Consider the following 23,336-nt stretch of genomic DNA (forward strand, 5'->3'; position numbering starts at 1 on the left):
ATGTCCACCTCTTCTCTACGTCAGGTCGCCATCCTTGGCGCCACCGGCTCCATCGGCAGCTCGGCGCTGGATGTGATGGCCCGCCACCCGCAGCAGATGCGCGCCAGCGTGCTGGCTGCGGGCAGCAATGTGGATGCGTTGATCGCACTGTGCCAACAGCACCGCCCGGATCACGCCGCGATCGCCGACCCGGCCCTGTTCACGCACCTGCGTGACGGCCTGAAAGACGCAGGACTGGCAACCGAAGCGCACGCCGGCCAGCAAGCCATCGATGCACTGGCAGCCAGCGACTGCTGCGACACCGTGGTGGCCGCCATTGTTGGCGCCGCCGGCCTGTCTTCAACGCTTGCCGCCGCCCGCGCTGGCAAGCGCCTGCTGCTGGCCAACAAGGAATCACTGGTCCTGGCCGGCGAGTTGCTGACCCGTGAGGCCACCGCCGCCGGCGCCGAGATCATCCCGATCGACAGCGAGCACAACGCCATCTTCCAATGCCTGCGCTCGCGCGATGCGCGGCTGGAAGCCGGTGTTCGCCGCATCATCCTGACCGCCTCCGGCGGCCCGTTCCGAGGCCGCAGCCGCGCCGAGCTGGAAGTGGTGACCGTGGCCCAGGCCGTTGCCCACCCGAAGTGGTCAATGGGGCCGAAGATCTCGGTCGATTCGGCGACGTTGATGAATAAAGGCCTGGAAGTCATCGAGGCCCACCACCTGTTCAACGTGCCAGGCAAGCGCATCGACGTGCTGGTCCACCCGCAGAGCCTGGTGCACTCGCTGGTCGAGTTCATCGACGGTTCGACCCTGGCCCAGCTTGGCCTGCCGGACATGCGCACCACCCTGGCGGTTGGCCTGGGCTGGCCTCAGCGCATCGAATCCGGCGTCGCCGGGCTGGACCTGCTGAGCCAGGGCCGGCTGGATTTCGAGGCGCCGGACATGGACGCTTTCCCCTGCTTGCGCCTGGCCTGGCAGGCGATGGAGGCCGGCGGCAGCGCCCCAGCCATCCTGAACGCCGCCAATGAAGTCGCTGTTTCAGCCTTTCTTCAGGGCCGCATAGGCTTCCTGTCGATTCCGGCATTGGTGGAGCACACCCTGTCTACCCTGCCTTACGCGGCGGCCGATACACTGGACGCCCTGCTGGCAGCTGATGCCCAGGCCCGCCATATCACCGAAACCGCCATTGCCCGCCTGCCGAATGTCTGATTCCACCTTACAACCGAGCTGTGCCCATGGCTGATTTTTTGGGGTCTGTGTGGTGGATGATCGTCAGCCTCGGCGTGCTGGTGACGTTTCATGAATTCGGCCACTACTGGGTGGCCCGCCGCTGCGGGGTAAAGGTCCTGCGCTTCTCGGTGGGCTTCGGCAAGCCACTGTGGAGCCGCCGCAACCGCAACGGCACCGAATTCGCCATCGCCGCGATTCCGCTCGGCGGCTACGTCAAGATGCTCGACGAACGCGAGGTCGAAGTACCGGCCGGTGAACGCGCCGTCGCCTTCAACAACAAGACCGTATGGCAGCGCATCGCCATTGTCGTCGCCGGCCCGGCCGCCAATCTGATCCTGTGCATCGCCCTGCTTTGGGCGATGTTCGTCATTGGCCGTCAGGACTATTCGGCCACCGTCGGCCGCACCTCCGGCATTGCCGCGCAGGCCGGCTTTGTTGCCGGCGACCGCATTCTGGCCGTGGAAGACCGCAGCGTCGACACCTGGGCCGAGGCCAGCATGGCCTTCACCACCGCTGCCATGGACCGCCAGGATGCCCATGTCCGCGTCCGCGACAACCTCGACAACGAGCGCACCCGGGTACTGCCGCTGTCGCAGCTGCCGGCGGGTTTTGATGAGCGCCAGGTCCCGGCGCAGGCCGGGTTCATCTGGCAGTTCTGGTTGCAGCCGGCGCGGGTTGACTCGGTTTCCGCCGATTCGGCCGCCTCCGGTTTGCTGCAGACCGGCGACCTGATCCTGGCCGTGGACGGCCAGCGCGTGGACAGTGCCGACCAGGTCACCCCGCTGATCCAGCAACTCGGCCAGCGCGGCGGCCCGGGCATGGTCGAGGTCGAGCGCAATGGCGAGCGGCTGGCGCTGGAGCTGACCCCACAGGCCGGCCAAGGCCCGGATGGCAAGCTGCGCTGGTTGATCGGGGTCGGCTTCGCCACCAACCAAGCCCCTGCCTACGACGCCCGTCAGCAGTACGGCGTGTTGGCCGCGCTGCCCGCTGCGGTGCGCGAAACCGGCAAATTGGCAGCAGATTCGCTGGGCATGATGCGCCGCATGCTGACCGGCCACGCCTCGGTAAAGAACATTTCCGGACCGATCACCATCGCCCGCGTGGCCAATGCCTCGGCTGAACGCGGGCTGGATTGGTTCCTGTATTTCCTGGCCCTGCTGTCGCTGAGCCTGTGCATCATCAACCTGCTGCCCATCCCCGTCTTGGACGGCGGGCATCTGCTGTATTACCTTATCGAGTTGGTCAAGGGCAGCCCGCTTAGCGAGCGTGCCATGGCTGCCGGCCAATTCATCGGTCTGGCGCTGCTGGCCGGGCTGATGGGACTGGCGTTCTACAACGACATCCTCAGTTTGGTTCCGCGATGAACTTTTTCCCGCTGTCGTCGTCTTACGCCGGCACCCACGCATTATCGAAATCGACTCCAACCGGACGTGATATGACGCGACTTCCCAATCGCCGCTTGCTGGCCCTCGCACTTGCTGCTGGTCTGGCCCTGCCTGTGCTCGCACAGGCGGCCGAGCCCTTTACCGCCAGCGACATCCGCGTGGACGGCCTGCAGCGCATTTCCTCCGGCACCGTGTTCACCTACCTGCCGGTGGAGCGCGGCGACACCGTGGACGACGCCAAGATCGGCGACACCATCCGCGCCCTGTACAAGACCGGCTTCTTCGAAGACGTGCAGCTGGACCGTCAGGGCGACATCCTGGTGGTCACCGTCAAGGAGCGCCCGGCGATCAACAAGTTGACCGTCACCGGCAACAAGGACATCAAGAGCGAGCAGCTGCTCAAGGGTCTGGCCGACATCGGCCTGAGCGAAGGCGGCACCTTTGACCGCCTGAGTCTGGACCGGGTGACCCAGGAGCTGCGCCGGCAGTACAACGACCGCGGCAAATACAACGTGGAGATCACCCCGACGGTGAGCCCGCTGGATCGTAACCGCGTCGACGTTGCCATCGCCGTCAAGGAAGGCAAGGCAGCCAAGATCCGCCACGTCAACCTGATCGGCACCGAGAAGTTCGAAGCCGCCGACATCCTTGATACCTGGGAATCCAAGGAGCACAACTGGGCCTCGTGGTACCGCCGCGACGACCAGTACTCCAAGGAAAAGCTGTCCGGCGATCTGGAAAAGCTCAACTCCTGGTATCTGGACCGTGGTTACGTCGATTTCAGCATCGACTCCACCCAGGTCTCGATCAGCCCGGACAAGCGCGACATGTTCGTCACCGCCGGCGTGACCGAGGGTGAGCAGTACAAGATCTCCGAGATCAAGGTCACCGGCGACACCATCCTGCCGCAGGAAGATGTGGAGAAGATGGTCATCCAGAAGTCGGGCGACACGTTCTCGCGCGCCCTGCTGGAGTTCAGTGCCGACGGCATCACCAACAGCCTGTCCAACGTCGGCTATGCCTTCGCCAAGGTCAATCCGATCCCGACCAGCAACCGCGCCGACCGTACCGTTGCGGTGAACATGCAGGTGGTGCCGGGCCCGCGTGTGGCCGTGCGCCGCATCGTCTTCAAGGGCAACGCGCGTACCAGCGACGAGGTTTTGCGCCGTGAAATGCGCCAGTTCGAGAACAGCTGGTATTCGCAGGCCGCGATCGACCGTTCCAAGATCCGTCTGCAGCGCCTGGGCTATTTCGAGTCGGTTGACGTCGAGACCCAGCCGGTCACCGGCAGCAACGACCAGGTGGACGTGGTCTACAACGTCAAGGAAACCACCTCCGGCAGCTTCGTGTTCGGCCTGGGCTATTCGCAGTCCTACGGCATGACCACCTCGGTACAGCTGTCGCAGAACAACTTCCTCGGTGGCGGCAACCGCGTCTCGGTTGAAGCATCGCGCAGCAGCTACCTGCAGCGCTATGGCTTCAGCTACACCAATCCCTACTTCACCGACGACGGCGTCTCGCTAGGCTACAACCTGTCCTGGCGCGAACTGGACTACTCCGACTTCAACACCGCCCAGTACAACAGCACCAACGGCGCGGCACAGGTGGTGTTCGGCATTCCGATCACCGAGAACGATGCGTTCTCGCTGATGTTCGGCATCGACAGCAACCAGATCACCACCTACAACGGCTACACGCCCAAGGCGATCATCGATTACATCGATGCAGTCGGCACGCGCACCTTCCACTCCTGGCGTTCGGAGCTGGGCTGGGCACGCGACACCCGCAACGACTACTTCATGCCGACCCGTGGTACCTACCAGCGCCTTGGCCTTGAAGCCACCTTGCCGGGCTCGACCGTCGAGTACTACAAGCTGAGCTATCAGTTCTCCAAGTACTGGCCAATCATCCCGTCACTGGTCATCAACACCCGGCTGGAACTGGGCTACGGCGACTCCTACGGCAAGGACAAGGTCCGCGATATCTGCTGGAACGATATTCCGGGCACTCCTGGCACCCCCGGGACGCCGGCCACGGATACCACGCCTGCAGTACCCGGCACCCCCGGCACCGCAGGTACCACCGAAGTGGTGGACTGCGGAACCAACCCAACCGCCAACCATCGCCAGGTCAAGGCAACCGGCCTGCCGTTCTTCGAGAACTTCTACGCCGGCGGTACCAACTCGGTGCGCGGCTTCGAAGACAACACCCTGGGCCCGCGTTCGGAAATCATCGGTGGCTATTACAACGGCCAGCCGCTGGGTGGCTCGGTGAAGACGGTGGGCTCGATCGAAGCCTACTTCCCGAAGCTGTTTGACAGCCCGTCGGCTCGCGTTTCTGCGTTCTTCGACTTCGGTAACGTCTACAACGGCACCAAGAACTTCAAGGCCAACGAGCTGCGTGCTTCGGCCGGTGTCGCCCTGCTGTGGCGCGCCCCGGTCGGCCCGATCTCGATCAGCTATGCCTTCCCGCTGAAGAAGGAAGATGGCGACGAAATCGAGCGTCTGCAGTTCACCTTTGGTGGTCAGTTCTAAGACGAACTGACCACTGGCCGGGGCCATCGGCCCCGACCAGCCCGGATTGCAGCTTCGCCACAATCCGGGCCCCTGGGCTTGGCCTGCCTATCCCCCCGCCTTCGGCGCGCCCCCTTAACAGAAGGGGGCTCTGCTCCAGCCGGCCCACTTGGGATCAACACGCTCGCCCGCTGCGCGAGCTGCCAGCTCTGCCAACGTCATGAAGCACGGATGGCCATTACCCGCCATGCTGTTTGATACGTCACATTCTCCGCTGCCCTTGCCATGCAAGGGTGATAACGTCCGTTCGCATGACCGCCATCGGCGCACACGGTAAACTTGCTGCGTGAATACTCCTACCTATACCGCCCAGGAACTTGCAGACCGTTTTGGCCTGCAGGTGCACGGCGACCCTTCGGTCGCCATCCACGGTGTTGCCACGCTGGCGCATGCCGGCCCGGGGCAGCTGACCTTCCTGGCCAATCCGCGCTACCGGGCCCAACTGGCCGACAGCAAGGCCTCCATCGTCCTGCTGCGTGCCGATGACGCCGAGGCCGCGCCGGGCACAGCCCTGGTCGCCAAGGACCCGTATACCAGCTTCGCCAAGATCGGCGCATTGTTCGAGACCGTTCCGGTACGCGAGCCCGGCATCCACCCCAGCGCGGTCATCGACCCCAGCGCGACGGTGGCCGCCAGCGCCCATATCGGCCCGCACGTCTGCATCGGCGCGCGTAGCGTGATTGGCGAGAGCTGCATCATCGGCGTCGGCAGCATCATCGGCGATGACTGCGTGGTCGACGCCGGCAGCGAACTGCTGGCCCGCGTCACCCTGGTGGCCCGGGTCAAACTGGGCAAGCGCGTGCGCATCCATCCGGGCGCCGTGCTTGGTGCCGAAGGCTTCGGCCTGGCCATGGACAATGGCCACTGGATCAAGGTGCCGCAGCTCGGTGGCGTGCGCATCGGCGACGACTGCGAGATCGGCGCCAACACCTGCATCGACCGCGGCGCACTGGAGGACACCACGCTGGACGAAGACGTGCGCGTGGACAACCTGGTGCAGATCGCCCACAACGTACAGATCGGCGCACACAGCGCCATCGCCGGCTCCACCGGCATCGCCGGCAGCGCCAAGATCGGCCGCTACTGCCTGCTGGGCGGCTCGGTCGGCGTGGTTGGCCACCTGGAAATCTGCGACCACGTCGTCATCACCGGCCGTTCGGTGGTGCGCAACTCGATTACCGAACCGGGCGAATACTCGTCGGGTACCCCATTGACCGATAACCGCACGTGGCGCAAAAACGCCGCGCGCTTCAAGCAGCTTGATGCGCTGGCAAGGCGCATCCTGTCTGTGAGCAAGGAGAAGGAATGAACGCACCACTGCAGATGCCCATCGACGTCCAAACCATCCAGACGTTGATCCCGCACCGCTATCCGTTCCTGCTGGTCGACAAGGTTGTCGATCTGGATGTGGACGCCAAGCGCATCATTGCGCACAAGAACGTCACCATCAACGAGCCCTACTTCCAGGGTCACTTCCCGGGCCAGCCGATCATGCCCGGCGTGCTGATCATCGAAGCGCTGGCCCAGGCCGGTGGCGTGCTGACCCAGCTCAGCCTTGGCCGCGACGCGCAGTCCAAGCTGTTCTACCTGGTCAAGGTCGACAACGTGCGCTTCATGAAGCAGGTCGTGCCCGGTGACGTGCTGGAACTGCATGTGCAGGTCAAGCGCATGATCCGCAACATGGCGGTCTACTACGGCGAAGCCAAGGTGGATGGTGAAGTGGTCGCACACGCCGAAGTGCTGTGCGCCGGCACCCGCGAATAATCTGCCTGGAGCACACGATGAGCGATAGCGCCCCCCTGATTCACCCGACCGCGGTCATCGATCCTTCGGCCAAGCTCGGCCAAGGCGTGCGCGTGGGTGCATTCACCCTGATCGGCGCCGACGTCGAGATCGGCGACGGCACCGAAGTGGGGCCGCATTGCAGCATCCACGGGCCGACCCGGATCGGTCGCGACAATCGCTTCATCGGCCACGTCGCGGTCGGCGGCGAGCCGCAGGACAAGAAGTTCGCCGGTGAACGCACCGAGCTGGTAATCGGCGACCGTAACGTGTTCCGCGAGTTCGTCACCCTCAGCCGCGGCACTGCTGGCGGCGGTGGCGTGACCAGCATCGGCAACGACAACTGGATGCTGGCCTACGTACACGTCGCCCATGACTGCCATGTCGCCGACCATTGCGTGTTCTCCAACAACACCACCCTGGCCGGGCATGTCTCGGTCGGCAACTGGGTGATCATCAGCGGCTTCGCCGGTGCGCACCAGTTCTGCCGCATCGGCGACCATGCCTTCCTCGGCATGGGTGCACTGGTCACCGGCGACATTCCGCCGTTCACCATGGTCGGCATCGATGGTCATGGCCGTCCGCGCGGCATCAACAGCGAAGGCCTTAAGCGACGTGGCTTCGACGCCGAGCGCATCAGTGCGATCAAGCGCGCTTACCGCACCATCTACGTAGCCGGTGTGCCGTTGGCCGAAGCCAAGCTGGCGCTGGCCGAGCAGGCCCAGAGCAGCGATGACGTCAAGCAGATGCTGGACTTCATCGAGCACGGCGAGCGTCCGCTGCAGCGATGAGCGCTGTAATCCAGGACTCCCGATTGGCGATTGGCCGCAAACTACGCATCGCGCTGGTAGCCGGTGAGGCGTCGGGCGACCTGCTTGGTGCCGGCCTGGTCAATGCCCTGCGTGCGCGCTACCCCGAGGCCGAATTTGCCGGCATCGGCGGCGATGCCATGCGCAATGCCGGCTGCGAAACCTGGTTTGATGCCAGCGAACTGGCACTGATGGGGCTGGCTGAAATCCTGCGCCATCTGCCGCGCCTGCTCAAGCTGCGCAAGGAATTCCGCCAGCGCGTGCTCGACTGGCAGCCGGATGTATTCATCGGCATCGACGCACCGGATTTCAACCTGGGCGTGGAAAAGTGGCTCAAACAACGCGGCCTGCGCACCGTGCACTATGTCAGCCCCTCGGTCTGGGCCTGGCGCGAGAAGCGTGCGGAAAAGATCGGTGCCAGCGCCGACCTGGTGCTGTGTCTGTTCCCGATGGAACCGCCGATCTACGCCCGCCACGGCATTGACGCGCGCTTCGTTGGCCATCCGATGGCCGATGAAATCCCGCTGCACACTGACTGCGCTGCCGCACGGCAAGCGCTGGGCATTCCAGAGCAGGCAAAGTTGCTCGCGGTACTGCCTGGCAGCCGCCTGGGCGAAGTGAGCCGGCTCGGACCGCCGTTCTTCGCCGCCGCCTGGCAACTGTGCGAGCAAGACCGCGGCTTGCATATCGTCGTGCCCGCGGCCAATGCCAAGTGCAAGGCGATGATCACCGAGCAGATCCGCAGCGCAGCGCTACCCAGCGCGCGCCTGCATCTGCTCGATGGCAAGGCACGCGAAGCGATGATCGCCGCCGACGTGGTGATGCTGGCCTCCGGCACCGCCACATTGGAAACCATGCTGGTCAAGCGACCGATGGTGGTCGGCTACCGTGTGGCCGAACTCACCTATCGCATCGTCAAGGCGCTGGGCCTGATCAAGGTCAAGCGCTTCGCCCTGCCCAATGTATTGGCCGGCAAGGACCTAGCGCCGGAGCTGATCCAGCACGAATGCACGCCAGACAATCTGGCCGCTGCAGTACGCAACTGGTTTGAGCATCCCGACTGCGTCAGCGGTCTGCAGGATGACTACCAGCAGCTGCACCAGCAATTGCGCCAGGACGCCTCGGCACGCGCCGCCGACGCTGTCGCCGGACTGCTGCAGACACCGCGCAAGCAAGGTCAGCCGTGACTGCAAGACGTAGCCCCAAGGCAGCGGATGTTTCGCTGTCCTTGTTTGACGATGCCGCCTTGCTGGCACGGCAGGCCCCGCGCCTGGTCGCTGGCGTCGACGAAGCCGGACGCGGTCCGCTGGCCGGCCCGGTTGCAGTGGCAGCCGTTGTCTTCGATCCCGAACGCCCACGCATCAATGGCCTGGATGACTCCAAGGCATTGACCGCACTCCGCCGCGATCAACTCTACGACCGCATCATCGAACGCGCGTTGGCTTACAAGATCGTGATGGTCGACGTGGCCGAGATCGACAGCCTCAACATCTTCCAGGCCACCATGCAGGGCATGCGCCTGGCAGTGGAAGGCGTGGCGCATGTGGCACAGTTCGCCCGCATCGATGGCAACAAGATTCCCAAGGGCCTGCCCTGCCCCGCCGAAGCGCTGGTAGGTGGCGACGCCATCGACCGCAGCATCATGGCCGCCTCGATCCTGGCCAAGGTCAGCCGCGACCGCTTCATGCTGGAGCTGCACCAGCAGCATCCCGAATACGGCTTCGACCAGCACAAGGGCTATGGCACACCCTTCCATATGGCTGCGCTGCGCGCACATGGTCCCTGCCCGCAGCACCGCCGCAGTTTTGCGCCGGTGCGTGCGAGCCTGGACGCATCCTGAGCTGCATGCCGCGCCGGTCAGCGCGGCATGATCTTGATCCCGGGGTCGAGGTGGGTTGAGCCGATGCGCACGTCGTACTTGATGTTGCTCTCGCTGGCCACGGTTTTTGCAACGATCAGCACTTCCTGTCGTTTACCCATGCGCTGGGAATTGAAGTCCTTCTGCCCCGTGCTGCCTGCACTGCGGTAGTACGCCGCTGCGCCGGGAGATTCGGCAAACGCCAATGCGAACGGGTCCAATACATCTTCTGCGGTGCGCCAGAGCACCTGTGTACCACTGCGCACCGTGCACGCATCCGGCGTGATGACCGGCCCGTCTGGGCCAGACGCCACATCGACGTAGACCAGTTTGACGATACGCGGCGGTAGATTCTCCGTGCATTGCAATACTTCACCCGGAAGCGGCGGTTGGGTAGCGCAGGCAGCAACGCCTGCAACCGTTCCGGCGGAGACGACAAGATAGAGCCACACTTTATGGTTCATGACGACCACTCCTCGCTGAGGTCCACCGCCACGGACGGAAAAACCGGCACTTACTCCTTGCGCACGCCGCTGCCGACCAGCGCGTAACGCTGCAGCGACAGCAAGGCATCGATGCGCTGCTGCGGAATGCCCTGCTTCAACGCACTTTGAACGCAGCTGTTCGCGCCCGGCTTGTCGCCGAGCAGGGTCAAGGTCTGCGCACACCACAACGCGACTTCGGCCGCCTGCGTACCCAGCGCACGCGCCGCCTGCAGATCCTGCAGCGCGCGTGCTCGCTCGCCCAGGTTGGCGCGGTACCAGGACAGCAAGGCCAAGGCATAAGCATCATCGCGGCGCACGTCGACATATTGCTGTGCCAGATGCGCCGCACGCAGATACGGCGCCTGTGCCTGCGCTGCGGTTGCGGGGGCAGCGGCCAGCGCATCGGCAAGATTGCCCCAGTGCAGATAGTCCTCCGGCTCCAGCACCGTTGCCTGTTGGAACAACTCCGCAGCAACCGCGTATTCGCCGTGATCGAATTTCATCGTGCCAAGATTGGTCAAGGCGCCGGCATTGGGCTCGATCGACAAGGACATGTTGAACGCATGCCCGGCCTGCACGGTATCGCCCTGCGCAAGATACAACCCGCCCAGGCTGCCCCATAGGCGGCTGTCTTCCGGCTGCAGCACGGTGGCGGTGACAAACGCATCTATCGCCTTGGGCACATCCCCGCGCAACCAATGGTGGTAGCCCAGCAGCCGGTAGATCTGCGCGTCACTGGGGCGCGCCGCGATGGCCTGCTGGAACGACTGCAGCGCCTGCTCCTCCTTGCCAAGTGCGGCATAGGTGCGCGCCTGTCCAACCAGACCGTCGGCGCGCAGCGCCGGATCATCGATGACCTGCTGGTACAGCTTCAGCGCTTGTTCGTTCTGGCCACTGACGCGGGCGATCTCCGCCATTGCCAGACTCACCTCGCGCAATCCGGGGTCCATCGCCTGCGCACGCGCACAGGCTTGGCGAGCGCGCTCAAACGCGCCTGCGTCACTCACGCCTTCCAGCCGCGCGATCTGCGCGCGGCAGATACCGGCCTGGGCCCGCGCGAAGTGCGGATCAATCGCCAGCGCCTGTGCGAAGGCAGCCATCGCACGCTCGTTGCCGGCTTCGCCGACAGGTCGTTGCAGCAGCGCCAGCCCGCGCAGATAGGCGTCGTAGGCGTTGACATCGTTGGTCGGGCTTAATCGCTGCGCGACCCCTGATGTCTTTCCGGGCAGGTGACCGAGCAAGGCGTGCACGACTTTGTTGGCTATCTCGCCCTGCAGCGCGAACACGTCATTGATCTCCCGATCATAGGTTTCCGCCCACAGAGTGAAACCGGTAGTGGTATCGGACAGGCGCGCACTGATCCGCACCCGCCCGCCCTCGCGACGCACGCTGGCATCCAGCAATGTCGCCACCCCCAGACGGCGCCCGATCCGACGCACATCGTCGCCGTCGGTGTCGCTGCCGGCAGGAACCGCGAGTTGCCGCGCGGCCACTTTCAGACCCGGCACATTGGTCAGGGCATCGTGCATCTCCACCGCCAGGCCATCGGCAAAGTAGCGATCGGCGGCATCGTCGCTGAGACTGCTGAATGGCATTACCGCAATCGAAGCACCCGCCACAACCGGCGTGCGGCTCCACCACCAGTAACCCGCACCCAACAGCAACAGCAGCAACAGCAACAGCGCGCAACCGATCAGGAATGCGCGTGAACGCATCCACGCTGGTAGCGACAAGGTCGGCGCCTCTCGCCACCAGCGCGACGTTCGCCGTTCTGGCGACGACGGTTCGGCAAGCGGATCACTATCCACAGCAAGGTGTTCAGCGGGTTCAGCAACTTCAACAGCCTGCTCCGCGGCCGTAGAAGTGGAACTCGGCTCAACGACCGAAGCGGATAAAGCCGTGTTCTCCGGCGGCAACAACTTGCCAATGAAGCGGTAGCCCAGGCCGTGCTGGGTCTGGATGTAACGCGGCTCATGCGAATGGTCGTCCAGCACCGAACGTAACTGCGCGATGGCACGGGTCAGCACACCCGGCGTCACATGCCGATGGCCCCAGACAGCATCCAGCAACTGGTCGCGCACCAGCAATTCATCGGCATGCCGCAACAGCATCAACAACACGGCGAATGCTTTGGGCTCCAGCGATTGATACTGGCCGTCACGGCTGAGCGTATGCGCCAGCGCATCCACCACGATGCCGTCGAAACGGTAGCGTTCGACCGCTTGACCTGTGTCACCAGGGTCTTCGACCGCACCCATCGGCAAGCCCTCATGAATTCCTCAGAAACCAGCGCAATGACTGTCTGAAGGCTCCGCCTGCCATCATGACCAATGCTACGCCCAAGCGGATGCTGGCGCTGCGTTCTCCCCTCCCGGACGCCCCCCCACCCGCAGGAGCACGACCATGTACACCATCGACCCCCGCCTTCCGCTGCCGCAGGTTCTGGACCAGTACCCGAGCGGCCTCCCCCACCGTCGCAGCCATGTGAACGACTACGTGTTGGTTCCGCGTGAAGTCGATCATTTCAATCGCTTGTTAACCCGCCTCGGCCGCACCCAGCCGCCATTGCAGACCGACCAGTTGGCCACCGCCGCCCGCAACCTGAACAATGCCACCCGGGACGACAGCGCATCACCCTGCATCGAGCAACGAATGCGCCACGCCCACCTGCTGGAACAGCTGCTGCAGGAGACCGACTGGGAACCCGCTGCCGAAGTGAGCTGCGAGCTGCATATGGTCATTGCCTATCTGCACGCCAGCCACCAGCTGATCCCTGACACGGTTCCCGGTGTCGGCCAGCTGGACCAGGCCATCGTGATCGATACCGCCTGGCCGAAACTGGCCGGGGAAGTGGCCAACTTCCTCGACTACCAGCGCCTGCGCCAGCTGGAGGCCGAACGCCAGGGCCGCGGCTACCATGACATCGCCTTCAACCGCCGCAGCTGGCTGGAGCTGCGTGAGATCGAAGCCCGCCTGCACGAGCACCAGCGCCGGGTGCGTGAAAGCAGCTACGCACCTGAACCGCTCAGCTACTTCCGCGTTCACTGACAGCGACACCGACAGGGCTCCAGCCAGACCCGCCAAGCGCATGCTGGAGCCCTGACGGGCGGGGCGTGGCGATCAGGCCAGCCGGGCCTGCACCCGTCCTGATAGTGTGCACCTGCGGGCCATTGGCCCGGGCCGGCGCGGGTCGCAGGCATGTCAAGCCTTGCCCCACCCCGCCCCCGTCGCTACCCTGCACCGGCATACTTCTGGCTCCGCATGTCTACTTCTTCCCGCTTCGTCCATCTCCACGTCCACACCGAATTCTCGATGGTGGACTCCACCATCCGCGTACCCGCCAAGCCCGATCAGGCCGACCCCAAGAAGGCCAAGCAGGCCAACCTGCTGAGCCGCTCGGTCGAGATGAAGGCACCGGCGCTGGCCGTCACCGACCTGAACAACATGTTCGCGCTGGTGAAGTTCTACAAGGCTGCCGAAGGCGTGGGCATCAAGCCCATCGCCGGCGCCGACCTGCTGATCACCGAGGACGGCCAGGACCCCTGGCGCATGACCTTGTTGTGCCGCGACCGCGAGGGCTACCTGAGCCTGTCGCGACTGCTCACCCGTGCGTGGATGGAAGGCCATCGCAACGAAGGTGGCGTCGCCGTGCACCCGCAGTGGCTGAAGGACGGCTGCAAGAATCTGTTTGCGCTGGCTGGTCGCCACAGCCTGGCCGGGCGCCTGGCCAATGACGGCCGCCACGATCTGGCTGAGCAGCAGCTCGCCGACTGGCAGCGCGTGTTCGGCGACGGTCTGCATCTGGAACTGACCCGTACCGGCCGCGATGGCGAGGAAGCCTTCAACCAGTTCGCGCTGCAGGCTGCCGGCCAACGCGGCCTGCCTGTGGTGGCGACCAACGATGTGCGCTTCCTGTCGCCGGATGATTTCTACGCGCACGAAGCGCGCGTCTGCATTTCCACCGGCCGCGTGCTGGACGACCCCAAGCGTCCGCGTGAGTACAGCGCCGAGCAGTACCTGAAGACGCCGGAACAGATGTGCGAGCTGTTCGCCGACATCCCCGACGCGATCGACAACACCCTGGCACTGGCCGAACGCTGCAACGTCGAGATGCGGCTGGGCACTTACTTCCTGCCCAATTACCCGGTGCCCGACGACCAGACCCTGGACAGCTGGATCCAGAAGATCTCGCGCGACGGCCTGGAAGAACGCCTGCAGGTGCATCCAATTGCCACCGGCATGACCCGTGAGGACTATGACGCGCGGCTGGAGTTCGAGCTCAACACGATCATCAAGATGGGCTTCCCCGGCTACTTCCTGATCGTGGCCGACTTCATCCAGTGGGGTAAGAACCAGGGCATTCCGATCGGTCCGGGCCGTGGTTCCGGTGCCGGTTCGCTGGTGGCCTGGGCGTTGAAGATCACCGATCTGGATCCGCTGCCCTACAACCTGCTGTTCGAGCGCTTCCTCAACCCGGAACGCGTGTCGATGCCCGACTTCGACATCGACTTCTGCATGGATCGCCGCGACGAGGTGATCGACTACGTTGCACGCAAGTACGGCCGCGAGCGCGTCAGCCAGATCATCACCTACGGCACCATGGCGGCCAAGGCGGTGGTGCGTGATACCGGCCGCGTGCTCGGCTTCCCCTACGGCCTGGTCGACGGCGTTTCCAAGCTGATTCCCAACATCCTCGGCATCCACCTGAAGGATGCGTTGGGCAAGGGCAAGGAAGGCACGAGTTCGGAAATGGCCTCGGCCGAGCTGATCCAGCGTTACGAATCCGAAGACGACGTCCGCGACCTGATCGACCTGGCCCTGCAGCTGGAAGACCTGACCCGCAACGCCGGCAAGCATGCCGGTGGCGTGGTGATCGGGCCGGAACCGCTGAGCGAGTTCTGCCCGCTGTACGCCGAACATGACGATGGCGGCATCGGCAAGAACCCAGTCACCCAGTTCGACAAGAACGACGTTGAAGAAGTCGGCCTGGTGAAGTTCGACTTCCTCGGCCTGCGCACGCTGACCATCATTGATTGGGCGGTGAAGGCGATCAACAAGCGCCATGAGCGCGCCGGCATTCCGCCGATCGACATCGCCCATATCCCGCTGGACGACGCCCCGACCTACAAGGACATCTTCGCCAACGGCAATACCGGCGCAGTGTTCCAGTTCGAATCCTCGGGCATGCGCCGCCTGTTGAAGGACGCGCGTCCCGACCGCTTCGAAGACCTGATCGCACTGGTGTCGCTGTACCGCCCCGGCCCGATGGACCTGATTCCTTCCTTCAACGCGCGTAAGCACGGCCAGGAAGAAATCATCTATCCCGATCCGCGTACCGAAGTCATCCTGAAAGACACCTACGGCATCATGGTGTACCAGGAGCAGGTGATGCAGATGGCGCAGATCGTCGGCAACTACTCGCTGGGCGGCGCCGACCTGTTGCGCCGTGCGATGGGCAAGAAGGTGCCGGCGGAAATGGCCAAGCACCGCGAGATCTTCCGCGAAGGTGCAGCCACCGGTGGCGTCGACGGCCCCAAGGCCGACGAAATCTTCGACTTGATGGAGAAGTTCGCCGGCTACGGTTTCAATAAGTCGCACGCCGCCGCCTATGCACTGGTCAGCTACCAGACCGCCTGGCTCAAGCGTCACTACCCGGCCGAGTTCATGGCCGCGACGCTGTCCTCGGACATGGACAACACCGACAAGGTGGTCGGGTTCCTGGCCGAGGTGAAGAACCTGGGCCTGACCGTGCTGCCGCCGCGCGTCAACGACTCGGCCTATATGTTCGAGGCAGCCAACGCCGACACCATCCGTTACGGCCTGGGTGCGATCAAGGGCGTTGGCCAAGGCGCCTGCGAAGCGGTAGTAGAACAACGCGAGCGTGGCGGTGAGTACGCCTCGCTGCTGGATTTCTGCGCTCGCGTGGAATCGGGCAAGCTCAACCGTCGCACGCTGGAAGCGATGATCAACTGCGGTGCCTTCGACGGCATCGGCAAGAACCGCGCGACGCTGGCGCTGCAGTTGCCGGAGGTGATCAAGGCCACCGAGCAGATGGCGCGCGAGAAGGCTTCCGGGCAGAACTCGCTGTTTGGTGCACCGGACCCGGTCAGCACCGCCAGCCAGCTCGATCTGCCCGAGAGCAAGGAATGGCCGCTGGCCCAGCTGCTTAACGGCGAGCGCGAGACGCTGGGGTTCTTCCTCAGCGGCCACCCGTTCGACCCTTACGCCGATGACGTCAAGGAACTGGTCGGCACCGACCTCGGCGGCCTCGACAAACTGATTGCCCCCGCCTTCCCCTCCAAGGACGGCGAGAAGCGCGCCTGGCGTCAGGAATCCCCGGTAATCCTGGCTGGCATGGTCATTGGTGTCCGCCGCAAGGGCGACAGCCAGGTCTTCGTGACCCTGGAAGACGGCAAGGGCCGGGTCGAATGCAGCGCGTTCTCCGATGGCCTGGCCGAATTCGGCCACCTGATGACCAAGGACCGCATCCTGGTGGTCAAGGGCGGCCTGCGCGAAGACGAGTTCAACGGCGGTTATGCCCTGCGCATCCGCCAGTGCTGGGACTACGAGCAGCTCTGCGCCGACCACGCCTTGCGCCTGTCGATGCGCGTGGATGGCCGCGGCGGCCCGATCTGGCAACGCATCGACGCCCTGCTCGCTACCGCCCGCCCGGGCCGTACCCCCCTGCGCCTGGACCTGCTGCTCAACGGCAAGCCCGGCAGCATTGCCGGCATGCTCGACCTCGGCAGCAGCGGCTCGGTGCGGGTCACGCCCAAGCTGCTCGACGCCCTGCGCGAGGACCCCGCCGTGCGCCGGGTCAAGGTCAAGTACAGCCCGCCCTGGGCCAATTGATTGTCCGGACGGACGCGTACGGGTTGATACGGCGCGTTCGGCTACACTTCCCCCCTTTCATTGCTGACGGTTTCCGATGAATCCGAACTACCTCGATTTCGAGCAACCCATCGCCGATCTGGAATCCAAGATCAAGGACCTGCGCAATGCCAGCGCCGGGCCGGCGGTCAATGTCGATGCTGAGGTCAAGGCGCTGGAAGACAAGCTGCGCCTGCGTACTGCCCAGATCTTCCGCAACCTGTCCTCGTGGCAGGTGCTGCAGGTGGCCCGCCACCCGTCGCGCCCCTACCCGCTCGACTACATCCGCATCTTCTGCGATGAGTTCCAGGAACTGGCTGGCGACCGCGCCTTTGCCGATGACAAGGCCATTGTTGGCGGCCTGGCCCGCATCGGCGGCCGCCCGGTGATGCTGATCGGCCACCAGAAAGGCCGCGACACCAAGGAAAAGGTACGCCGCAACTTCGGCATGCCCAAGCCCGAGGGCTACCGCAAGGCGCTGCGCCTGATGAAGATGGCCGAGCGTTTCGGCCTGCCGGTGCTGACCCTGATCGACACCGCTGGTGCCTGGCCGGGCATCGATGCTGAAGAGCGTGGCCAGTCCGAAGCCATCGCCCGCAACCTGATGGAAATGGCCGAACTGAAGGTGCCGGTGATCTGCACCGTGATCGGCGAAGGCGGCTCCGGCGGCGCGCTGGCACTGGGCGTGGGCGACCGTACCCTGATGCTGGAATACAGCGTCTACTCGACCATCAGCCCGGAAGGCTGCGCCTCCATCCTGTGGAAGGACGCCGGCAAGGCCAAGGATGCGGCCGAGCAGCTGGGCATGACCGCCCCGCGCCTGAAGAGCCTGGGCCTGATCGACAAGGTGATCCGCGAGCCGATCGGCGGCGCCCACCGCAACCCGACCCAGATGGGCAAGCGCCTGAAGGCCGTGCTGCTCAATGAGCTGGATGCGCTGGACAAGCTGAGCGTGGAAGAATTGCTGGAGCAGCGCTACAAGCGCCTGCGCAGCTACGGTGCGTACGAAGCAGCGTAATACCGCCAAGCAAACGGGGACACACGGATGAGTCCAATCATCGTGCTTTCGTTGATCCTGCAGGTCGCCTGCTGCGTGCACGTCGTGCGCACCGGGCGACCGCTGTATTGGATCTTCATCCTGCTGTTCTTCTCCTACCTGGCAGTGCTGATCTACGTGATCGCCGAAGTACTGCCGGACCTGCGCAGCAGCCCGACCGCGCGTCGCAGCCTGCGCAAGGTCCGCGACCAGATCGACCCGCAGCGCGGCAAGCGCCAGGCCGACCAGCGCCTGCGTGTTTCCGACACCGCCGACAACCGCAGGCGCCTGGCCCAGGAACACCTGGACCGCGGTGAATACGCCGAAGCAGCTACATTGTATGAAGGCGCGCTGCGCGGACTGCACAGCCAGGACCCGGACCTGATGCTGGGCCTGGCCAAGGCCCAGTACGGCCTGCAGCAGCCGGCCCAGGCGCGCCAGACGCTGGAAGCGCTGATCGCTGCCAATCCCAACTTCCGCTCGCATGACGGCCACCTGCTGTACGCGCGCACGGTGGAAGACAGCGCTGACATCCCAGCTGCCCTGCACGAGTACGAAGCCATGATCGGCGGCTATCCAGGTGAGGAAGCGCGCCTGCGCTATGCCTTGCTGCTCAAGCGTGCCGGGCGCAACGATGATGCTGCCAAGCAGCTGCAGAACATCCTCGACCGTGCCGAAACCTCACCGCGCTACTACCAGCAGGCGCAGCGCGCGTGGATCGACACAGCGCGCAAGGAACTGCGACAGCTGACGCCGGCAGGCTGAGCGCAGGACCAAGGCTTTTGTAGGAGCGGCGTGAGCCGCGAAGCTGACCCTGCTGAAGCCCTTGGCACCTGCGCCATCTGGTGATGTACTTGCTTCGCGGCTCACGCCGCTCCTACAAATGCATCCGCCGCCTGCTCGCTGGCATCGGTTTACGCATCACCTGCCTTCTCCCCCCGGCGAGGCCAAGCAGCATGATCACCAGCCTGAAAGTCCTGTTGATCGCCATCAGCGTGCTCGCCAGCATGTACCTGATCGCCTGCGCCCTGCTCGCCTTCAATGCCCGCAGCATGCTTTACCACCCGGCCCCGCGCAGTGCCGATGTACCGCACTGGACCATGCCGCGCGGCGATGCCGACATCATCGTTTCCAGCAACAAACAGCACAGCACACAGCTCGTACTGTATTTCGGCGGCAATGCCGAAGACGTCTCGCAGGCGCTGCCAATGCTGCAGCAGGCGTTTCCCGAAGCCGCCATCCACGCCATGCATTACCGCGGCTATGGCGGCAGCAGCGGCTCACCCACCGAAGCCAGCCTTGTTGGCGACGCCTTGGCGCTGTATGACGGCACCAGCAGCGGCCAGTCAGACGACATCATCGTGATCGGGCGCAGCCTCGGTTCTGGCGTCGCCGTGCAGGTCGCGGCTGCGCGGCCGGTACAACGCCTGGTGTTGATCACGCCCTACGACAGCATTGGTGGACTGGCTGCACGCATGTTCCCGGCCTTCCCGGTGCGCCTGCTGCTACGCGATCACTACGATTCATGGCGCCACGCCGCGCGGATCACTGCGCCCACCACGCTGATAATCGCCGGCAGGGATGAGGTGATTCCGAATGCGAGTTCGTTGCGGCTGCTGCGCGAATTCCGGCCCGGCGTGGCGAAGGCCGTGACCATTGCTGATGCCGATCACAATGATGTGTTTGGCTATCCGCAGTTTGCGGAGGCGTTGCGGGGGCGGTAGCGCCTGAAGCTTACCCCTCCCCAGCCCTCCCCTTGGCTGCGCCAAAGGGAGGGGGCAGAGCCTGAGCCCTCCCCTGCTTGCAGGGGAGGGTTGGGAGGGGTGCCTTTGATCTTCGCCCCCCAAAAAACTCAGAACGGCTTGGCCAGCACCAGATACACAATCGCAATGAACAGCACCAACGGCAGCTCGTTGAACCAACGCAGCGTGCCCGACGACGGCAGTGCCTTGCCCTTGAGCGTGCCCTTCAGCCAGCGCCCGGTAAAAATGAAATAGATCAGCAGCAGCACCACCAATCCCAGCTTTGCATGCAGCCAACCGGCAGCGCCCGGCGCCACCATGGTCGGGAACTCCGGCAGCACCTTGTAGCCCAGCCACAGCACCAGCCCCAGAATGAAGGCGATGCCAAACATCACATGGCCAAACCGGTACAGGCGCTTGCCCATCAACTGCAGCCGTTCCACCACCGGCGGCTGGCCGGCCGCCTCGGCGATGTTGACCAGGATCCGCGGCAGGTAGAACACCGACGCCATCCATGCCACCACGAACACAAGGTGGAAGGTCTTTACCCAAAAGTACGACTGCATGCGCTGGCTCCATCGGCGGCGTAGGATGAGCGCCATTTTCGCCCATCCGCACAAGACACGCACATGCAGGACAAGCAGTACGACGCCGACTACTTCCAACGCTGGTACCGCCGCGACGATATCGGCGGCCCGGCGCGGCTTGCGCGCAAGGTGCAGCTGGCCGTTGCCGCGGCCGAGTATTACCTGGAACGCCCTATCCGCAGCGTGCTCGATATCGGCGCCGGCGAAGCCGCCTGGCGCGCGCCGCTGCTCAAGCTGCGGCCCAAGCTGCAGTACATGGGCTTTGACAGCAGCGAGTACGCGGTGCGCCGCTATGGCCGTACCCGCAACCTGCATCTGGCCGGCTTCGGCGACTTCCAGTGGCTGCGCCCCTGCGCGCCCGTCGACCTGCTGGTCTGCTCGGACGTCATGCACTACGTGCCCAGCCGCGAGCTGCGCCAGGGCCTGCCGGGCCTGGCCGAGCTGTGCGGCGGGGTCGCTTTCCTGGAGCTGTTCACCGCCGAGGACGAATTCCATGGCGACCATGACGGCTTCCAGCAGCGCCCTGCGCGCTGGTACAAGCGCCAGCTGCGCGAGGTGGGCTTCCGCGGCGTCGGCTCGCATTGCTGGCTGGGGCCATCGTTCAGCGAGGACATCGCCGCGCTGGAAAGGGCCGACTAAAGGCCGATACCTGCTTAACGCCGCAAATGTCATAGTGCGCTATGCTGCACAGCATCATATGACTGTACATATTGGGACGTCATGCTTTATCAACTGCATGAATTGACCCGCAACCTGCTTGCGCCCTGGGTTCACCAGGCGCAGGCAAATGCGGCGTTCTTCAATAATTCGGGCCACTGGTGGTCGTCGATGCCGGGCGCTGATCGCTTCGCGGCCATGAACGAGCTGTTCCACCGCCTCGGCAAGGATTATGAGAAGCCCGAATGGGGCATCCACGAGCTGGAGCTTGATGGCGAGATCGTGCCGATCGCCCAGCTTACCGAAGTGGAGAAGCCGTTCTGCAAGCTGCTGCGCTTCAAGCGCCACAGCAACGAAACCTCCAAGGTTGAAGCCCTGCTCGCCCAGCCCATCGTGCTGGTGGTGGCGCCGCTGTCCGGCCACCATGCCACCTTGCTGCGCGACACCGTGCGCACCCTGCTGCGCGACCACCGCGTCTATGTGACCGACTGGGTGGACGCGCGCATGGTGCCGGTGGAACAGGGTGAGTTCGGCCTGGACGACTATATCGAATACGTGCAGGAGTTCATCCGCCATCTCGGCGCCGAGAACGTGCACGTGGTCAGCGTCTGCCAGCCCACCGTGCCGGTACTGGCTGCCGTATCGCTGATGGCCAGCCGTGGCGAAACCACGCCGCGCTCGCTGGTGATGATGGGCGGGCCGATCGATGCGCGCTGTAGTCCCACCGCGGTCAACAACCTGGCCACCCGCAACCCGATGTCGTGGTTCGAGAACAACGTCATCCACACCATTCCGGCGCCGTATCCGGGCCAGGGCCGCCGCGTCTATCCGGGCTTCCTGCAGCACGCCGGCTTCATGTCGATGAATCCCAGCCGCCACCTGATGTCGCACTGGGATTTCTACACCGACCTGGTCAAGGGCGACCTGGACGATGCCAACGCGCATCGCCGTTTCTACGACGAATACAACGCCGTGCTGGACATGCCGGCGCAGTTCTACCTGGACACCATCCGCGTGGTGTTCCAGGAATTCCTGCTGCCGCGTGGCGAGTGGTATGTGCGTGGCGAACACGTCGACCCGTCGGCGATCCGCGACACCGCCCTGCTGAGCATCGAGGGCGAGCTCGACGACATCGCCGGCCTCGGCCAGACTGAAGCGGCGCAGGCACTGTGCACCGGCATCCCGGCCTCGCGCCGCGACCACTTCATCGTCGAAGGCGCCGGCCACTACGGCATCTTCAGCGGCCGCCGCTGGCGCGAAGTGGTGTACCCGAAGATGCGCGATTTCTTCAGCGCCCAGTCCGCGCAACCGGCGGCAAAGAAGACCAAGAAAGCCAGCAGCAACGTAACCCCGCTGCGCCGCCGCGCCCAGCGCTGAGCCGCCCCGCTTAAGCCCCTCTCCCCCGGGAGAGGGGTTGGGGTGAGGGTAAAACGAAGCCAGATGCTCACGGCACCGACGGTTCTACCAAAGCAGACAAGCAAACCACAAGGCCCCGGCACTCCCGGGGCCTTCTGCATTCAAGAAACCCCCTTCAAACCCACCACCCCCACCACGATCACCGCCAGGCTAAGCAAGCGCGCCGTGCTGCGCGATTCACCAAAGAACAGCATGTTCACCAGCACCGCAGCCGCCGTTCCCAGGCCAATCCACACCGCATAGGCAATGCTCAGCTGGATGTAGCGGAAGGATTGGTACAGCAGCACGAACGAAGCGCCGAACCCGCCGAAGAACAAGCCCGCGTTCAACAGACTCTTGCGCCCGCTGTAGCGCTTCAGGCCAATCACGCCCACCGTTTCCATCAAGGCCGCGGCAATCACCAGAAACCAGCCCATATCAGCCTCCCTGCCCATTTGCATCAGGCTCGGCGGCCGCCTTGCCATCCGCCAGTTTCAACGCGATCACGCCCGCCACCAGCACCGCCATGAACACGCCTTTGGCCACGCTGAAGCTGCCGTCGAACAGGAAGATGTCCATCAGCGCCGTGCCCACCGTGCCAACGGCGGCAAACACCGCATACACCGTGCCGGTTGGCAGCGACTCGCAGGCCTTTGCCAGCCAATGGAAGTCCACCACGATCACCGCGATGATCGGTATCCAATGCCACCACGTGGCTGCCACATTGAAGCCATACACCCAGACCAGCTCGAACAGACAGGTCAGGGCCACGTAGAACCAGCCTTTACCGGCCATGGTGTTCTCCATAAAAAAGCCGCTATCAGCATAGCGCGAGGTAGTGGGGGGGGGGCCGGCGGGGCGGCGGGGGGGCGGGGGGGGGGCCCCCCCCCCCCCCCCGGCCGCGCCCAAAAAAACACCCCCGGGGGGGGCCCGGGCGGGGGG

At 64.5% G+C, this 23,336-nt stretch carries 20 protein-coding genes; 15 read left to right on the forward strand and 5 right to left on the reverse strand.

The genetic code is table 11. The annotated features are described in order from the left end of the window. From ACVOL0_RS08360 to ACVOL0_RS08395, 8 genes are all read left to right on the forward strand, one after another. The gene (locus ACVOL0_RS08360; RefSeq protein WP_481548690.1) at nt 1–1,194 is read left to right on the forward strand and encodes a 1-deoxy-D-xylulose-5-phosphate reductoisomerase; all 1,194 of its coding nucleotides are present in this window, start codon (nt 1–3) and stop codon (nt 1,192–1,194) included. 26 nt (nt 1,195–1,220) lie between these two features. Beyond that, nucleotides 1,221–2,579 (forward strand): RIP metalloprotease RseP, encoded by a 1,359-nt coding sequence (gene rseP, locus ACVOL0_RS08365; protein ID WP_481548691.1) that lies wholly within the window; start codon nt 1,221–1,223, stop codon nt 2,577–2,579. A 71-nt stretch (nt 2,580–2,650) separates the two neighbouring features. After that, on the forward strand, nt 2,651–5,134 hold the full coding sequence (bamA, locus tag ACVOL0_RS08370; RefSeq protein WP_481548692.1) for an outer membrane protein assembly factor BamA: 2,484 nt from the start codon (nt 2,651–2,653) through the stop codon (nt 5,132–5,134). Between the two features lie 325 nt (nt 5,135–5,459). Beyond that, entirely contained in the window at nt 5,460–6,482 is a 1,023-nt protein-coding gene (gene lpxD / locus ACVOL0_RS08375) for a UDP-3-O-(3-hydroxymyristoyl)glucosamine N-acyltransferase (RefSeq protein WP_481548693.1), read from the forward strand. After that, a complete protein-coding gene (fabZ, locus tag ACVOL0_RS08380; protein WP_481548694.1) occupies nt 6,479–6,937 on the forward strand; it encodes a 3-hydroxyacyl-ACP dehydratase FabZ in 459 nt (152 codons plus the stop codon). Before lpxD ends, fabZ begins: the two co-directional genes overlap by 4 nt. A gap of 17 nt (nt 6,938–6,954) precedes the next feature. Then, on the forward strand, nt 6,955–7,746 hold the full coding sequence (gene lpxA, locus ACVOL0_RS08385; RefSeq protein ID WP_062166472.1) for an acyl-ACP--UDP-N-acetylglucosamine O-acyltransferase: 792 nt from the start codon (nt 6,955–6,957) through the stop codon (nt 7,744–7,746). After that, the gene (lpxB, locus tag ACVOL0_RS08390; RefSeq protein ID WP_481548695.1) at nt 7,743–8,951 is read left to right on the forward strand and encodes a lipid-A-disaccharide synthase; all 1,209 of its coding nucleotides are present in this window, start codon (nt 7,743–7,745) and stop codon (nt 8,949–8,951) included. The genes lpxA and lpxB overlap by 4 nt, the downstream gene beginning before the upstream one ends. Before the next feature lie 35 nt (nt 8,952–8,986). Continuing rightward, a complete protein-coding gene (locus ACVOL0_RS08395) occupies nt 8,987–9,604 on the forward strand; it encodes a ribonuclease HII (RefSeq protein ID WP_481548709.1) in 618 nt (205 codons plus the stop codon). A 17-nt stretch (nt 9,605–9,621) separates the two neighbouring features. Here ACVOL0_RS08395 and ACVOL0_RS08400 read toward each other — a convergent pair whose 3' ends face one another. Continuing rightward, complete coding sequence (locus ACVOL0_RS08400) at nt 9,622–10,086, reverse strand: hypothetical protein (protein WP_481548696.1); 465 nt, start codon at nt 10,084–10,086, stop codon at nt 9,622–9,624. A 50-nt stretch (nt 10,087–10,136) separates the two neighbouring features. Further along, nucleotides 10,137–12,365 carry a winged helix-turn-helix domain-containing tetratricopeptide repeat protein gene (locus ACVOL0_RS08405; protein WP_481548697.1) on the reverse strand — a complete coding sequence of 743 codons (2,229 nt, stop codon included), beginning with the start codon at nt 12,363–12,365 and terminating at the stop codon, nt 10,137–10,139. A gap of 145 nt (nt 12,366–12,510) precedes the next feature. On the opposite strand from ACVOL0_RS08405, the gene ACVOL0_RS08410 reads away from it, so the two are divergent. The 5 genes from ACVOL0_RS08410 to ACVOL0_RS08430 all read left to right on the forward strand — a co-directional run bounded on the left by ACVOL0_RS08410 (nt 12,511) and on the right by ACVOL0_RS08430 (nt 19,737). Next, on the forward strand, nt 12,511–13,155 hold the full coding sequence (locus ACVOL0_RS08410) for a hypothetical protein (RefSeq protein WP_481548698.1): 645 nt from the start codon (nt 12,511–12,513) through the stop codon (nt 13,153–13,155). Between the two features lie 213 nt (nt 13,156–13,368). Continuing rightward, nucleotides 13,369–16,959 (forward strand): DNA polymerase III subunit alpha, encoded by a 3,591-nt coding sequence (gene dnaE, locus ACVOL0_RS08415; RefSeq protein WP_481548699.1) that lies wholly within the window; start codon nt 13,369–13,371, stop codon nt 16,957–16,959. Between the two features lie 76 nt (nt 16,960–17,035). Further along, nucleotides 17,036–17,995: an acetyl-CoA carboxylase carboxyltransferase subunit alpha gene (locus ACVOL0_RS08420; RefSeq protein WP_481548700.1), complete on the forward strand. Its 960-nt coding sequence runs from the start codon at nt 17,036–17,038 to the stop codon at nt 17,993–17,995. Between the two features lie 27 nt (nt 17,996–18,022). Continuing rightward, nucleotides 18,023–18,778, forward strand: a complete 756-nt coding sequence (locus tag ACVOL0_RS08425) for a tetratricopeptide repeat protein (RefSeq protein ID WP_481548701.1) — start codon at nt 18,023–18,025, stop codon at nt 18,776–18,778. A gap of 191 nt (nt 18,779–18,969) precedes the next feature. Next, nucleotides 18,970–19,737 (forward strand): alpha/beta hydrolase, encoded by a 768-nt coding sequence (locus tag ACVOL0_RS08430; RefSeq protein ID WP_481548702.1) that lies wholly within the window; start codon nt 18,970–18,972, stop codon nt 19,735–19,737. A gap of 128 nt (nt 19,738–19,865) precedes the next feature. Here the strand turns inward: ACVOL0_RS08430 and ACVOL0_RS08435 are convergent, their stop codons facing one another. Further along, nucleotides 19,866–20,321, reverse strand: a complete 456-nt coding sequence (locus tag ACVOL0_RS08435) for a CopD family protein (protein WP_481548703.1) — start codon at nt 20,319–20,321, stop codon at nt 19,866–19,868. 63 nt (nt 20,322–20,384) lie between these two features. Here ACVOL0_RS08435 and ACVOL0_RS08440 point away from each other — a divergent pair, with 63 nt between their 5' ends. Both ACVOL0_RS08440 and ACVOL0_RS08445 read left to right on the forward strand, forming a co-directional pair. After that, complete coding sequence (locus ACVOL0_RS08440) at nt 20,385–20,981, forward strand: class I SAM-dependent DNA methyltransferase (protein WP_481548704.1); 597 nt, start codon at nt 20,385–20,387, stop codon at nt 20,979–20,981. An 81-nt stretch (nt 20,982–21,062) separates the two neighbouring features. After that, nucleotides 21,063–22,376 carry a polyhydroxyalkanoate depolymerase gene (locus tag ACVOL0_RS08445; RefSeq protein WP_481548705.1) on the forward strand — a complete coding sequence of 438 codons (1,314 nt, stop codon included), beginning with the start codon at nt 21,063–21,065 and terminating at the stop codon, nt 22,374–22,376. Nucleotides 22,377–22,516: 140 nt separating this feature from the next. On the opposite strand, the gene ACVOL0_RS08450 is transcribed toward ACVOL0_RS08445, so the two are convergent. After that, nucleotides 22,517–22,831: a DMT family transporter gene (locus ACVOL0_RS08450; RefSeq protein WP_481548706.1), complete on the reverse strand. Its 315-nt coding sequence runs from the start codon at nt 22,829–22,831 to the stop codon at nt 22,517–22,519. Nucleotide 22,832: 1 nt separating this feature from the next. Next, the gene (locus ACVOL0_RS08455; RefSeq protein ID WP_481548707.1) at nt 22,833–23,189 is read right to left on the reverse strand and encodes a DMT family transporter; all 357 of its coding nucleotides are present in this window, start codon (nt 23,187–23,189) and stop codon (nt 22,833–22,835) included. Between the last annotated feature and the right edge of the window lie 147 nt (nt 23,190–23,336).

It is taken from the genome of Stenotrophomonas sp. STEN021, assembly GCF_056760175.1.

Coding starts and splice junctions, on each gene's coding strand:
- ACVOL0_RS08400 (WP_481548696.1), bottom strand. CDS start 10,086: ATGAACCATAAAGTGTGGCTCTATCTTGTCGTCTCCGCCGGAACGGTT.
- ACVOL0_RS08440 (WP_481548704.1), top strand. CDS start 20,385: ATGCAGGACAAGCAGTACGACGCCGACTACTTCCAACGCTGGTACCGC.
- ACVOL0_RS08425 (WP_481548701.1), top strand. CDS start 18,023: ATGAGTCCAATCATCGTGCTTTCGTTGATCCTGCAGGTCGCCTGCTGC.
- ACVOL0_RS08455 (WP_481548707.1), bottom strand. CDS start 23,189: ATGGCCGGTAAAGGCTGGTTCTACGTGGCCCTGACCTGTCTGTTCGAG.
- lpxB (WP_481548695.1), top strand. CDS start 7,743: ATGAGCGCTGTAATCCAGGACTCCCGATTGGCGATTGGCCGCAAACTA.
- ACVOL0_RS08405 (WP_481548697.1), bottom strand. CDS start 12,365: ATGGGTGCGGTCGAAGACCCTGGTGACACAGGTCAAGCGGTCGAACGC.
- ACVOL0_RS08410 (WP_481548698.1), top strand. CDS start 12,511: ATGTACACCATCGACCCCCGCCTTCCGCTGCCGCAGGTTCTGGACCAG.
- ACVOL0_RS08420 (WP_481548700.1), top strand. CDS start 17,036: ATGAATCCGAACTACCTCGATTTCGAGCAACCCATCGCCGATCTGGAA.
- ACVOL0_RS08360 (WP_481548690.1), top strand. CDS start 1: ATGTCCACCTCTTCTCTACGTCAGGTCGCCATCCTTGGCGCCACCGGC.
- lpxA (WP_062166472.1), top strand. CDS start 6,955: ATGAGCGATAGCGCCCCCCTGATTCACCCGACCGCGGTCATCGATCCT.
- dnaE (WP_481548699.1), top strand. CDS start 13,369: ATGTCTACTTCTTCCCGCTTCGTCCATCTCCACGTCCACACCGAATTC.
- bamA (WP_481548692.1), top strand. CDS start 2,651: ATGACGCGACTTCCCAATCGCCGCTTGCTGGCCCTCGCACTTGCTGCT.
- fabZ (WP_481548694.1), top strand. CDS start 6,479: ATGAACGCACCACTGCAGATGCCCATCGACGTCCAAACCATCCAGACG.
- ACVOL0_RS08435 (WP_481548703.1), bottom strand. CDS start 20,321: ATGCAGTCGTACTTTTGGGTAAAGACCTTCCACCTTGTGTTCGTGGTG.
- ACVOL0_RS08445 (WP_481548705.1), top strand. CDS start 21,063: ATGCTTTATCAACTGCATGAATTGACCCGCAACCTGCTTGCGCCCTGG.
- ACVOL0_RS08450 (WP_481548706.1), bottom strand. CDS start 22,831: ATGGGCTGGTTTCTGGTGATTGCCGCGGCCTTGATGGAAACGGTGGGC.
- ACVOL0_RS08430 (WP_481548702.1), top strand. CDS start 18,970: ATGATCACCAGCCTGAAAGTCCTGTTGATCGCCATCAGCGTGCTCGCC.
- rseP (WP_481548691.1), top strand. CDS start 1,221: ATGGCTGATTTTTTGGGGTCTGTGTGGTGGATGATCGTCAGCCTCGGC.